10 protein-coding genes are annotated in these 12010 nt (G+C 58.2%); 4 read left to right on the forward strand and 6 right to left on the reverse strand.

Annotation, left to right across the window (positions count from 1 at the left end):
• Positions 1-47: 47 nt before the first annotated feature.
• Positions 48-377 carry a hypothetical protein gene (locus tag O3S85_RS14365; protein WP_269541220.1) on the reverse strand — a complete coding sequence of 110 codons (330 nt, stop codon included), beginning with the start codon at positions 375-377 and terminating at the stop codon, positions 48-50.
• Between the two features lie 89 nt (positions 378-466).
• Here O3S85_RS14365 and O3S85_RS14370 point away from each other — a divergent pair, with 89 nt between their 5' ends.
• Both O3S85_RS14370 and O3S85_RS14375 read left to right on the forward strand, forming a co-directional pair.
• Positions 467-1327 (forward strand): YicC/YloC family endoribonuclease, encoded by an 861-nt coding sequence (locus O3S85_RS14370; protein WP_269541222.1) that lies wholly within the window; start codon positions 467-469, stop codon positions 1325-1327.
• A gap of 3 nt (positions 1328-1330) precedes the next feature.
• Positions 1331-2800: a phytoene desaturase family protein gene (locus tag O3S85_RS14375; RefSeq protein ID WP_269541225.1), complete on the forward strand. Its 1470-nt coding sequence runs from the start codon at positions 1331-1333 to the stop codon at positions 2798-2800.
• Position 2801: 1 nt separating this feature from the next.
• Here O3S85_RS14375 and O3S85_RS14380 read toward each other — a convergent pair whose 3' ends face one another.
• The 4 genes from O3S85_RS14380 to O3S85_RS14395 are packed head-to-tail and all read right to left on the reverse strand — an operon-like array spanning position 2802 to position 6882.
• Entirely contained in the window at positions 2802-3413 is a 612-nt protein-coding gene (locus tag O3S85_RS14380; protein ID WP_269541227.1) for a hypothetical protein, read from the reverse strand.
• A 1-nt stretch (position 3414) separates the two neighbouring features.
• Positions 3415-5655 carry a hypothetical protein gene (locus O3S85_RS14385; protein ID WP_269541230.1) on the reverse strand — a complete coding sequence of 747 codons (2241 nt, stop codon included), beginning with the start codon at positions 5653-5655 and terminating at the stop codon, positions 3415-3417.
• Between the two features lie 4 nt (positions 5656-5659).
• Positions 5660-6352: a PulJ/GspJ family protein gene (locus tag O3S85_RS14390; RefSeq protein ID WP_269541231.1), complete on the reverse strand. Its 693-nt coding sequence runs from the start codon at positions 6350-6352 to the stop codon at positions 5660-5662.
• 8 nt (positions 6353-6360) lie between these two features.
• Complete coding sequence (locus O3S85_RS14395) at positions 6361-6882, reverse strand: type IV pilus modification PilV family protein (RefSeq protein ID WP_269541233.1); 522 nt, start codon at positions 6880-6882, stop codon at positions 6361-6363.
• Positions 6883-7187: 305 nt separating this feature from the next.
• Between O3S85_RS14395 and O3S85_RS14400 the strand changes: the two genes are divergently transcribed.
• Positions 7188-8759, forward strand: a complete 1572-nt coding sequence (locus O3S85_RS14400) for a putative Na+/H+ antiporter (protein WP_269541236.1) — start codon at positions 7188-7190, stop codon at positions 8757-8759.
• A gap of 348 nt (positions 8760-9107) precedes the next feature.
• Positions 9108-10055, forward strand: coding sequence for a hypothetical protein (locus O3S85_RS14405; RefSeq protein ID WP_269541239.1), 948 nt, complete (start codon positions 9108-9110; stop codon positions 10053-10055).
• On the opposite strand, the gene O3S85_RS14410 is transcribed toward O3S85_RS14405, so the two are convergent.
• A complete protein-coding gene (locus O3S85_RS14410) occupies positions 10052-11935 on the reverse strand; it encodes an FAD-dependent oxidoreductase (RefSeq protein ID WP_269541242.1) in 1884 nt (627 codons plus the stop codon). The two genes, O3S85_RS14405 and O3S85_RS14410, sit on opposite strands and share 4 nt — an antisense overlap.
• Positions 11936-12010: the final 75 nt, after the last annotated feature.

Raw genomic sequence — 12010 nt, forward strand, 5'->3', positions numbered from 1 at the left:
ACTTCTACAGTGCGCCTTTGGAAAATCCGAAACAGGGAGGGGTATGTTTATTTATCGGAACCAAAAGCTTTTCCATAATGGGAAAAATCGGTTTCTGGCACGTCAAAGGTCGTATCCTGAGCATTCAGGCTAGGGAAGCGTATCTCGCCGGTGAAGGCATCGATCTCAGGAGCTTTCGTTGACTGTGTTTCCTTGGGCGCTTCTGGCTGCCTGATCTCAAGCGGCGGTATTACCTGCACGAGCCAGGTGTCCGCTAAATCTTTTTCTCCGGGACAGGCGATCAAGCAGCCATTATTATAGAGAGCGAACGCGGGAGAAGCACACGACAAGCACAGCACGATTTTGAGCAACCGGCAAATAGCATTGTTGTTAGGCATGGTAACGTTCTAGCAAATCGCGCCAAGCTGGCAATGCAAAATGCGCGTTCCTCCTTGCGCTGCGGGCGCGAGGCATTAGCGTCCTGCTCATGAACTCGATGACTGGATATGGGCGCGCTCAGGTGGAATGCCTGGGCCGACTTGCCTCGCTGGAGATTTCCTCCGTCAACCGCCGGAACCTGGAGCTGACCTCCTCACTGCCGCGCGAATGGCAGGGCATGGAGCGCGTAATCGCTGAGCAGGTGCGCGGCCGCTTTAGCCGAGGCAAATTCCACATCCAGCTACAACTGCGCGCCCTGAGCGGCCCCGAGACGGAGTGGGATGCCAAAATCATCCAAGAGCGCTTTAAGGAACTGCAAAAGATCGCGGGTGGCAATCTGCAGGCTGATGCCAGCTTTTGGCTGCGATTGGCCGCCTACACGCAGGAAAACCAGGTCGATATCGACTGGGAAGACGCGTGGAATGTCATTGCCGGCACGTTGAGCGAGGCGCTGGACTCCCTGGCGCAAATGCGGGCCGCCGAAGGCGAAGCGATGGCTGAGGACATTCGCCAACGTCTGGAGCAGATGGAAAATTGGCGCACGGAAATCTCCGGCCTGGCCGTCAAGAGCGTCGAATACTACCGCGAGACTTTGATGGAGCGTTTGAAAAAAGCGGGCCTCGAACTGGAGTTGGAAGACGAGCGCGTGCTCAAGGAAATTTCCATCTTTGCCGACCGCTGCGACGTGGAGGAGGAGCTTACCCGATTGGCCAGCCATTTGACGCAGTTCCACGAAACGATGAAGAGCGGCGAGCCCATTGGCCGCAAGCTGGACTTCATGTGCCAGGAGATCAACCGCGAGGTAAACACCATCGGCAGCAAGGCGAACAATTTGGAAATCACCCGGTTGGTCATCGAGTGCAAGAATGAGCTGGAGCGCATTCGCGAGCAGGTGCAAAACATCGAGTAAGCCATGGCCGATCCGGTAATCGTGGTCGGTGGTGGCTTGGGCGGCCTGAGCGCCGCGATCCACCTGGCGCACGCGGGCAGGCGCGTCATCCTGTTGGAGAAAAACGAGCGCCTCGGGGGCAAGTGCAACTTGCGCGAATGGAAGGGCTTTCAGTTCGACACCGGGCCCTCGCTGCTCACGATGCCCTTCGTCATCGACGAGCTGTTTGCCAAGGTCGGCAAGCGCCGTGAGGACTACCTGGAGTTTACCCGGGTAACACCGGCCTGTCGGTACTTCTTTGCCAATGGGCGGACCTTCGACGCGCCGGGCTCCCTGGAAAGCTTTCGCGATGCGGTGGCGCAGGATTTCCCGACCGACGTGGACGGCTTTGACCGCTTCATGAAGTATTGCCGCGACCTGTGGGAGGTCAGCGGGCCGCTGTTTCTTTTCAACCGGCTGGAGCCGTCTCTGGCTTTGCAAATCCGGCCCAAACACGCCTTGGCGGGCCTGGCGGCGATGCGGCCTTGGACGCTGCGACAGGCGGTGGAGCACTACTTTAACGCGCCAGAGCTCAGGCAGCTGTTTTCCCGCTACGCGACCTACAACGGATCGGACCCTTGGCGCACGCCAGCGACGTTTAACGTGATCAGCTACGTGGAGATGGCCTTTGGCTCGTGGCACATTCAGGGGGGCATTTACCAACTGGTGCAGGCGCTGGCCAAGCTCGCTGGCGAGCTCGGCGTGGAGCTGCGAACCAATGCGCCGGTCGACACGGTTTTGTTTAACGACGGTCGCGCCAACGGTGTGCGCCTGGCTGATGGCGAAACCCTGGCCGCCAGCCGGGTCGTGATTAACGCCGACGGGGTGGGGGCGCTGACGGGTAATCTGTTCCGCGAGCATCCGAATTCGCCGAAATGGCGGGCGCAATGGGAGCCGCGTGAGGCCTCCAGCAGCGGGGGCGTGCAACTGCTGGCCATCGATGGCGAATGTGAGGCGCTGGCCTGCCACAATATCTTCTTCAACGAGGATTACCGGCAGGAGTTCACCGATCTCTTTGACGCCCCGCAGCCGCTGCGCGATCCAACGATTTATATCGCCGCGCCGTGCAAGATTGATCCTAGCCAGGCACCTGCGGGGAAGGAGGCGTGGTTTGTCTTGGTCAATGCGCCGGACACCCAGCGCTCGCCCGATTGGCCGGAGGACTACGATGCACAAGTGCGCGCAACGCTTGCCGGGCGCTTACCGTGGTTCCGCGAAGAGCGCGTGCTATGGCGCGAGAGTTTGCCGCCCACATTTTTGCGCGACGAATACGGTGCCTGGCGTGGCGCGATTTACGGGCCAGCGTCGAATGACCGGCGCTCGGCGTTTTTGCGTCTGGGCATCCGTGGCCCGGCGAAGGGCTTATACTTTGCCGGTGGTTCGGCGCATCCAGGAGGTGGCATGCCGCTGGTGCTGACCAGTGGCCGACTCGCCGCGGAACTGGCGGCCCGTTAGCCTACTCGACGAAATACATGCTGCCAGCGAGGCTTTTGCTGAGGCCGAAGAATTGCTGGTAGCGATCTTCCGGTGCTTCAATGCGCAGCAGGTAGGTCTGGCCGTCCATTTGTGCCCAGCTTTCGAGGATGATACAGCGAACGACTTTGCCATCAATATCGCGGGTGAGGGCGTACTCGATGGTAATGGGCTTGGCCCCGAGGAAGCGGATTTTGGCTGGGCCTTCACCGCCTTCAGGCTGCGTGATGATTTCGAAAAACTGCTTGTTGCGCGCGGCCTCCTCGCTTTTGCGGCGCAGGTAGCGGGCGACGCTCTCCACGCTTACGCCGCCTTGCAATTCTGAGCCGTTAAAGATGGTCAACGAGATTTCCTGATTCGGCAAAAAGCGATGCTTGAGCAGCATCGACTCGTTACTTGGCTTGGCGATTTCCAAGGCGTCGTAATAGTCCATCTGGATGTCCTGCTTGCCGGAAAGTCGGATGCGCGGCAGCTCGACGGCCTCCAGTTTTTCGGTAACGATCTTCGCCGTCATCGGGTAAACCGGGGCAGCGGGCAAGCTGATCGGCAGCGCCGTGAACAGGGCCAGAGATGTGAGGGCGAACAGTCGATTCATACTAGCTGCTGGAAGGCATTTCAGACTTAATCTTCGCAATGGCGCTCTCGTATTCAGCCGCAGTCAAGTCGCGGTAATCACGGCCACGGTAGGTGCGTGTACTCGGCGTGCCGGGAGGGTAGAAGCCTTCGCCCAGCTTTTCGTGAAAGCCCCAGTTGCGGTTGGGGGCACTGTAAACATCGCCTTTGCCCCAGCGCTCGTTGGCGACTTCGCTCTCGAACAGGGCGACGAGTGAGCCGCGGATGCGGAACGTTTTGCCGCCCCAGTTTTCCAGGAAGCGCGGGAAGTTTTCCACCCCGCCACTGTAGGATTTCGAACCGGTTTTGCCCGATGGCACCAGACCGGTCAGCACGGCGGCGGAGACTTCGGTAAAGCTCGACGCGTTACGGCTGGACTGGCCTTTGGCGCTGTTGGCGTCCGACCAATTGGTGCTCAGGAAGGTGACTGCGTCGGCAATGAGGGCAGAGGGTGCCTCGCCGTTGGTTTTGGCAAAATTACTGGATGAGTCCGGCTCGGTGGGCGAGCCGGTGCTGGCATTACCATCCGCATTGTAGTGCCCCTGCACGTACATTGCTTGGTTGGTGGCAAAGCTGGTGCCATAGACGCCCTTGCTTTGGCCATAGCTCGGGTTGGGGATTTCCTTGGCGTTGGTCAGCTTCACGCCCCAGCCTTCGATGGCGGGGTTAACATTGTCTTTGCGGGTGGTGGTGGCGTTTTGCTGGGGGAACTCGACGTAAACTACGCCGTTCCACCAACTGGCGGGCTGACCACCGCTCGACCAATCGCTACTGTCGTTGTTGTGCACGATGGTGCGCAGCTGACCGACGTCGACATCGACAATATTCAGATCCGCGCCTTCGCGCTTGTCGTGCAGGCCGGAAGTGACGGTCTCGCTGCTACCGCTGCCGGTGCTCGCAAATTTCTTTACGGAAACAAAGCTAGTTTTGGGTTCAATGACAGTCTTTTTCGGATTGCCGGCGGCATCGTAGGTGAGGTTGCCGTCGCCATCGCGCTGGTAGCTATACATGCTGACGTTCCCCGTGGCACTGACGGAGACGGTGAGCCCGGCCTTGTAAGAAAACTTTTGCTTCTCCACTTCGTTGCGCTCGATCGCGGCCTGATAGCCAGTGGGGTTGGTGACTTTGTCGGGGATGGCGAGGTCGGCTTTTTTCAGTGTTGGCTGAATGAGCTGGTAAGCGTAGTTGAGCGACTCCTTGGCCGAGGTGCCGGAGTTGGTATCTTCCACGTAATCCATGACGCCAACCGGGTTCTGCGCGCTGATGCCGTGCGCTTTGTTGAGCAGGTTGCCATCAAAGAGTTGGCTGGCAATGGAGGCCCAGTTGTTCGCGGTGCTGATCAGCCAATCGCCACTGTGCAAATCCCGGGCTTCTTTTTCCCAAGTGCTGTCTTCCTTCATGGAAATCAGCTTGCCGTCGCGGTTGGTAAACTTCACGTCGCCGTTGCTGTTGCCCTGGCCGGACTCGCCACGGCGACCGTGGAAGATGTCACCCGCAGCTGTCACTTTGTTGTGGAACGTGAGCCCGCTGTTGGACTGGATGAACATGTCGCCATTGGAGTGGACGTTGCCATAAATATTCATGGTCGGCCCCGGGGCGATTTCCATCGGCAAGTTGTAGAAAATGGCATGGGCAAAGAGGGGGGCGTCGCGGACCTCAAGCAGCTGGCGGGTGTAGGCCGTGGAGCCGTTTTCATCGGTCCAGCCCTTGCGGTTGACGGTGGCCTTGGCCAGGATTTCCACGGCGCGGATAAAGGTCATTGTGCCGGCGAGCGGGTCGTTTTCGTTGCCGGGAATCCGTGGGTCGATGAAGCGCCAGGTGCCTTGCTGGACGGGCCCGCCGATGACCTCGACCGGCTCGCTGTTGTAGGCGTCCATGGTGGCATAGGTGGTGACTGATGGGTTGAGCAAATTGGTGTTGGGCGCATTGACATCCCCCACGTAGCGGGTGATGAATTCCGCTGGCACGCCGAGGGGATTCTTCTTGGGCGATAGCTCATCGACCGGGAATGCCACGCGGTTGTCGAAGCGCTCCTGCAGGTCGGCAAAGCTGGCCTGCAACAACGTTTCCGCAGCCAGGCGTGCCTCGTGATACATGCTGGCGCGCTTGTTGAGGCTGGACTCGTGGCGGACCAGGCGCAGGGCTGCGAACACAACGGCTCCCAGCGCGGTGGCGATGATCAACACCAGCATAATGGTGTTACCAGGGCGGCGATTGGTTTTCATAGCTTTATCCTCTCGGTGAAATGGACAGGTTATAGGTGTTGGTCACTTCCTGAGCATTATTGCCATGCAGGATTTCTCCGTTGACCACGGTGACCTTGCCTTGCTGGTAGTTGGTAAATAAGCGGCCGTTGGCGATGCCGCGTGAAAGCTCAATCACGATTGGGTAATCACCCGAATCATCTGCGGCCAGCTTGGTCAGCATTTGTTCGATGGAGGTATCGCTGGCATTTACATAGTCGCTCGAATCCTCGGCCGACCAAGCCAGACGATACACCGGCCCGGCACCGTCCTCTTCGTCATCGGATGCTTTGCGGAAGTAAACAATCACGCTGGTGTAGTGCTCCGGGTCGTCCGCATTGGGGTGGGGCTGAAGCGTGGCGAGCACCAGGCAGTCGCCGCTTTGGCCGTCGTCGCGGCGATCACCGCCGGAGTTGCGGTCTTCCGTGGCAAAGCTCGAGTAAATAATGGCGGCGTTGGAGGAGCGGGTCTCAGCGGCCAGGCGCATGGTAAAGCTGCGGACATCCTCGGAGATCTCGGATTTTTCCGTGCCCCAGAATACCCCCCGCGCGACGTCGAGCATGAACGTCATCATGCCGACGGACAACAGCGCGACCAGCAGCACGGAAAAGATGATTTCCGTGAGCGTAAATCCCTGGCGCGCCTTGGAACGTGTGGTGTGTTGCATCTGCGTGTTCATGATGGCCCCTAGTAGGTGGAGACTTTTTCGCAGTTAAAGCTGCGCACTTCGCCGGAGTATTCTTTCTTCGTGGTCGGGTGTTTCCAGGTGTAGTCCACCTCAAACCAGAAACCGTCGAAATCCGTGGCTTCGTCCACCTGCATATTGATGATGACTTCGAGCTCTTTCTTGGCCGTGCCGTCGGCATTGGAAATAATCGGCACCAGCACCGCGGTGTCTTTGGACAGCGGCAGGTTGAAGTTCTCGCCAAAGCCGATCAAGAACGTGTGGTATTTCTCACCTTCGCCATTCACCGGCGGGTTGAGCAGTGCCTCCGTTTCGATGCTTTTTAGCTGCTCCAGAAAGCTGATCGCCACATTGAGCGCGGCCGACTCGTAGAGATTGTTTTCCGCATCGGCGCGCACGGTGAACACAGCCCCGATGATGCCACCCGCCAGGATGACAAAGATTACCATGGCAATCATGACTTCCGTCAGGGTCAGACCCCTGTGTAGGTTGCACGGTATGTTAGCTGAGCGCCTCGTCTGCATAGTTCGATGTAACTAAACGGCAGATTAATATAGAAGGATATAGGGTCAAATGGCAAAACTTTAGCGGGCCCGGTTTTACCTGATTTTGCCAAATCCAGAACAAGGCTTTTGCAAAAATCGGGACTTTGCCCACCCTGCGAGGCATTCATTGCCTGATATTTTGAGAAAAATGCCCCCGATTGTGCGTCGGGGTCGATTTTCGCCGGTCAGTCTGGACATTGCCCCGGAATATGCTTTCCTACCCCAAACTTGATTTAGAAATGACCAATACGCGACGCTTAGCTACATTCTTACTTTTTGCATTCATGGGACTGTTCGCAGCCCCAGCCGCCTTGGCGGCAGGAGGCGGTGGCCAAGGCGCTGAACCGAGCAATTTCCCCACGCCACTCTCCACCTACATGGACCAGGAGGAGGAGATGGCCGCCGAGAAAGGCGTGGAGCAGCTAACCCTTGGCGAAACCCTGATGCACCGCGCCAAGGAGAACCCCTTCAACGTCGTGGCAACGGTGATCTTCCTGCTCGCCGTCGCGCATACCTTCATGTGCGCGAAGTTCAACAAGATGGCGCACCACTACGAGCACGAGCATCAGGAAAAGCTCAAGAAAGAGGGTAAGCATTACCCCGCTGGCAAGGAGCCGGTTTCGTTCAAGGCCACACTGTTTCACTTCCTCGGAGAAGTGGAGGCGATCTTTGGTATCTGGGTGGTGCCGCTGTTTCTGGCGATTGTTTTTGCCCCGGCGCACGGCTGGAGCGACGCGGTGGCCTACATTGATTCGCGTAACTACGTGGAGCCGATTTTCGTGGTCGTGATTATGGCGATCGCCTCGACGCGTCCGGTGGTGAAGTTCGCCGAATCCTGCCTGCGCATTTTTGCGAATCTCGGCAAGGGCACGCCGCTGGCCTGGTGGTTGTCCATCATGACCGTGGCTCCATTGCTTGGCTCCTTTATTACGGAGCCTGCCGCGATGACGATTGCTGCGATGTTGCTCGGCCAACAGTTTTACAAGCTCAAGCCCTCCAAGAAACTTTGCTACGCAACGCTCGGTTTGCTCTTCGTCAACATCTCCGTGGGGGGCACGTTGACGCACTTTGCCGCGCCGCCGGTGCTGATGGTCGCCGTGCCGTGGGGCTATGACATGCCCTTTATGTTCACGCACTTTGGCTGGCGTGCGATCCTCGGTATCCTCATTGCGAATTCGCTCTACTTCATGATTTTCCGCAAGGAACTCAGCGCACTGCGTCATGGCATTGTTGCAGAGGGCGATGAGGAAGTCGAAGAGCCCGTACCGGCTTGGGTCATTCTGGTGCACCTCGGCTTCCTGGCCTGGACGGTGATTACGCTGCACCATCCGCCATTTTTCGTGGGCGCATTCCTGTTCTTCCTCGGTTTCACTAAGGCGACCGAGCACCACCAGTATGATTTGAACATCAAGAGCCCGATGCTAGTGGGTTTCTTCCTTGCGGGCCTCGTGATCCATGGCGGGTTGCAGGGTTGGTGGATCGCGCCGGTGCTCTCCAGCATGGGTGAGACTGCGCTCTTCTGCATGGCCACGGTCCTGACTGCGTTTAACGACAATGCCGCGATTACCTTCCTGGCCTCACAGGTGCCGGCGTTCAGCCCGGTGGAAATCCACCATGGGGTGCAAACCGTCAAGGAAGGGGCCGATTTGGCCTACGCGCAAAGCCTGCAATACGCGGTGCTTGCTGGCGCGGTGACCGGCGGTGGTCTGACGGTGATTGCGAATGCGCCGAATCCAGCTGGTCAAAGCATCCTCAACAAGTATTTCGATGGAGGCATCAACCCGATGGGCTTGCTGCTGGGCGCGCTGATCCCGACGCTGATCATGAGCGTCTGCTTCATCGTGATTCCTCATTAATGTCTTTATCCGCGCCGTCTGCTTCTCGATGAGATAGTAGACGGTGTCGGGCAACAACGCGAAGCGCTTGGCAACCCGTAAAGGCGGTTGCCTTGCGTTATTGGGCGTTCACAAGGAGCGGCGTTACTCAAAGGGCATCACCGGCTGGAGGTGGCGTATCATAGGTCGACGCGGTGGGCAAATTGATCAGCGTGAGAAGGAAATTAGGGGCTGATTAAGTGCAATCACTCGGAGATAAAGCGGGGGCGGATTGAAATTGCCCCCGGATGCATGTCAGATGATTTGCGAAAACATATTATTGGAACTGCGATTGATGTCGATCAACGTATCTGATACTTTTAACACTAAGTGGACAAAAAGACTTTCAGCGGCAAACTTCAGGAAATGCGAAAAAGTGGTTTCGTCACTCAGCTTCAGCGCGCCCTGGATCAGACCAAGTGGCGACTGCGCGGCATGAAGGTCTATGCGCTGGTGGGCAAGGCCGGGACCGGTAAAAGCTTCCGCGCTCGGCTGATCGCTGACTCGCGCCGCATTGGTGCGATCATTGACGACGGATTGCTGATCCACCGCGGTAAGATCATCGCCGGTCATTCCGCCAAGCGGGAGAGCACATATATGGCAGCCGTTAAAACGGCGATGTTTCACGACGTGAAGCACCGTGATGCGATGAAAGTTGCCCTGCGTGAATTGAAGGCTGATGGCGTGCTGCTGCTGGGAACGAGCGAAAAAATGGTCCGCCGTAACTGCCTGACCCTCGGCCTGCCGGAGCCCTGCGAAATCCTGCGCATTGAGGACATTGCGACTCGCGATGAGATCGAGACCGCGCAGCGCGAACGCAGCTCGGGCAAACACGTGATCCCCATCCCGGTGATTGAGATTCAGCAGGCTTACCCCAAGCTTTGGGCACGCTCGCTCAAGGTGTGGTTTGAGCGCGGCATGTGCAAGCTGACGCAGAACAAGTCTTACGACAAAACCGTTGTCCGCCCGCGCTTTAACCCGAAGGGCTCCATTACGATTTCAGAAACGGCGCTCACGCAAATGATCCTCCACTGCATGCTGGAGGAGGCCCCCGAGCTGACCGCCCGCAAAATCAAGATCAAGGAGACGCCCGAAGGCTTTCGCATCCAGATGAAGGTCTCCCTGCCTTTTGGGCAGGAAGCCATTCAAACCTGTGCCGACCTGCGCGACTACATCATCCGGCAGGTGGAAAATTTTACCGGTATCCAAATCGAGGAGCTCTCGATTCAGATCGATTCCGTGACGGGCAAGCCGTTTAAGTCTCCGTCGCGCAATTAAGCGCCGACCCGGCTTTGGCCGCGTGAGGCATTTTCCAGGCCGTGATCGGGCTCCTTCATGTCATCCGGATTGATGCTGTCCATCACTTCGCGCCAGCTCTTGCCATCCGCAGGATCGGTGCTGAGTGGGATTGCGACCGACGAAGCTTCAAAGCTGAACACGCGAATCGGCGAATCGCCCCAGGCAGCATCTCCGGTAAAGCGCAGCGCGCGGACGCTTTGCTTGACGGGTAGCACGACGAGGCGGCGCTGGTTGTCCTCCGTGGTGTGCAAGGTCTCCCACTGACCATCGGCGGTTTGCGCCTCAATGCGGAACGCCTTGACCAACTGCTTGGGCATGGTTTCGAGGGCACGGCCATGCGGGTAGAGCACCGGCATTTTCTTGGGATCGTTCAGGTCGCTGTCAAAGACCAGTCGCACGCAATCGATGTCGGTTGCGGCGCTCCACTCGATGGAAATAGAATCGCCCGCCGCGCCTTCCCAAGCGTGGTCTTCACCTTGTATGATGCGCTCGTGGCCATCGCGGAGGGCATCGGTCGCGGCCCCGTTGGAGGCGGTGATGCTGGCGCTGTTCATGGCTTCGGGCAATGGCTTGGCGTGGCCGGGGAGCCAGCAGTCATCTTCGGTAAGTTGACGCTGGAGCTCACTGAGCAGTTGGCCCTTGATGTCGCGTGGCAGGACGGATTTTGTCGCGCAAAGTGCGGCTGCAGTACCAACGGCTTGCCCCATGATCGAACACGTGGCCATGACGCGGGTAGAAGACATCGCACAGTGTGTGGCAGAGATGTTTCGGCCAGCACAGAGCAAGTTTGGTACGTTACGCGAGTAGAGTGAACGGAACGGAATGCCATATGGACTCGGCGCGTGGTGAAACAGCGTAGGCTTGCCCGGATAATAGAGGCCAGCCGGGTGGTGGTCGTCCATCGACCAGCCGCCGTAGGCCACGATATCATCAAATTTTCCTTCGGCGGAAATGTCGTTTTGCGTGAGCACATGCTCGCCCATATAGCGGCGATTCTCGCGTTTGCCGGGTAGGGCTCCCATCCAGCGGAGTCGCCAGTTGGTGAGCTTCTCGGCCTGCGGACCGCGGTTCTTCATGTAGTCCCAGACGCCCCAAGTGACCTTGATCAGCTCGTCGCGGATGTTTTCGGAATCGGCGATGGTGTCCTTGAGGCCACCGAGTTCGAGCCACCAGAAATTGTTGCCCAGACCACTGCCGAGGCGTGAGGGCAGGTTGGAATCGTCGCCGAAATAGTAGGCCCAGTTCGGCGGGCTGAAAGGCTGCGGCTCGGGCGTCTCCTCCAACTGCATCAGGATGGTGTTGCCCATGGTTTTCAAGTCGCTGCGTAGGGGGGCGAGGGACTCGTTAAACTCCTCTCGGGCTTCGCGGCCGGTGCGGGTTTCGGCACCCGAGAGCGGAGCCAGAATCGAGTCACCCGAGCAGTCGATGAAAAGCTTGGCAGTGATGCGTCGCCAGGTTTGCGACGGCATTTCCCAGGCGTCGATGGAGCGCAGCTGACCGTTTTCCATGATGCCGTTATTGCACGTGCAGTTCAGGAAGGTGGTCAGCCCGGGGGTCATCTTGGCGTATTCAAAAAGAACGGAATCCCACGCATTGTAAAGACCCTGCGGATTGCGACGCCGGTTGCGCAGTTGAATTTCTTCCAGAAGACCCGTCTCCTTCATGTTGGCACCGTGCGCGCCACAAATCCACATGCGGACCTCGGATGACGCGTTGCCGCCGAGCACGGGGCGGTCATGGACGAGGATTACGGAGCTGCCACGACGGGCGGCGGAAACGGCGGCGATCAGGCCGGCCATGCCGCCACCGACGACGCAGATATCGGCCTGATGTTCTTCTAATGGGAGTTCGGGGTTCATGGTAGTTAAGCATCGCGATGTTGGCTCCAACGTAAAATACTTTCTCGGGTGAAATTACTGAACGCGTTAAGTTTA

It is taken from the genome of Cerasicoccus sp. TK19100 (assembly GCF_027257155.1).
GTDB lineage: Bacteria > Verrucomicrobiota > Verrucomicrobiia > Opitutales > Cerasicoccaceae > Cerasicoccus > Cerasicoccus fimbriatus.

Coding starts and splice junctions, on each gene's coding strand:
- O3S85_RS14385 (WP_269541230.1), bottom strand. CDS start 5,655: ATGAAAACCAATCGCCGCCCTGGTAACACCATTATGCTGGTGTTGATC.
- O3S85_RS14395 (WP_269541233.1), bottom strand. CDS start 6,882: ATGCAGACGAGGCGCTCAGCTAACATACCGTGCAACCTACACAGGGGT.
- O3S85_RS14400 (WP_269541236.1), top strand. CDS start 7,188: ATGGGACTGTTCGCAGCCCCAGCCGCCTTGGCGGCAGGAGGCGGTGGC.
- O3S85_RS14370 (WP_269541222.1), top strand. CDS start 467: ATGAACTCGATGACTGGATATGGGCGCGCTCAGGTGGAATGCCTGGGC.
- O3S85_RS14390 (WP_269541231.1), bottom strand. CDS start 6,352: ATGAACACGCAGATGCAACACACCACACGTTCCAAGGCGCGCCAGGGA.
- O3S85_RS14380 (WP_269541227.1), bottom strand. CDS start 3,413: ATGAATCGACTGTTCGCCCTCACATCTCTGGCCCTGTTCACGGCGCTG.
- O3S85_RS14365 (WP_269541220.1), bottom strand. CDS start 377: ATGCCTAACAACAATGCTATTTGCCGGTTGCTCAAAATCGTGCTGTGC.
- O3S85_RS14375 (WP_269541225.1), top strand. CDS start 1,331: ATGGCCGATCCGGTAATCGTGGTCGGTGGTGGCTTGGGCGGCCTGAGC.
- O3S85_RS14410 (WP_269541242.1), bottom strand. CDS start 11,935: ATGAACCCCGAACTCCCATTAGAAGAACATCAGGCCGATATCTGCGTC.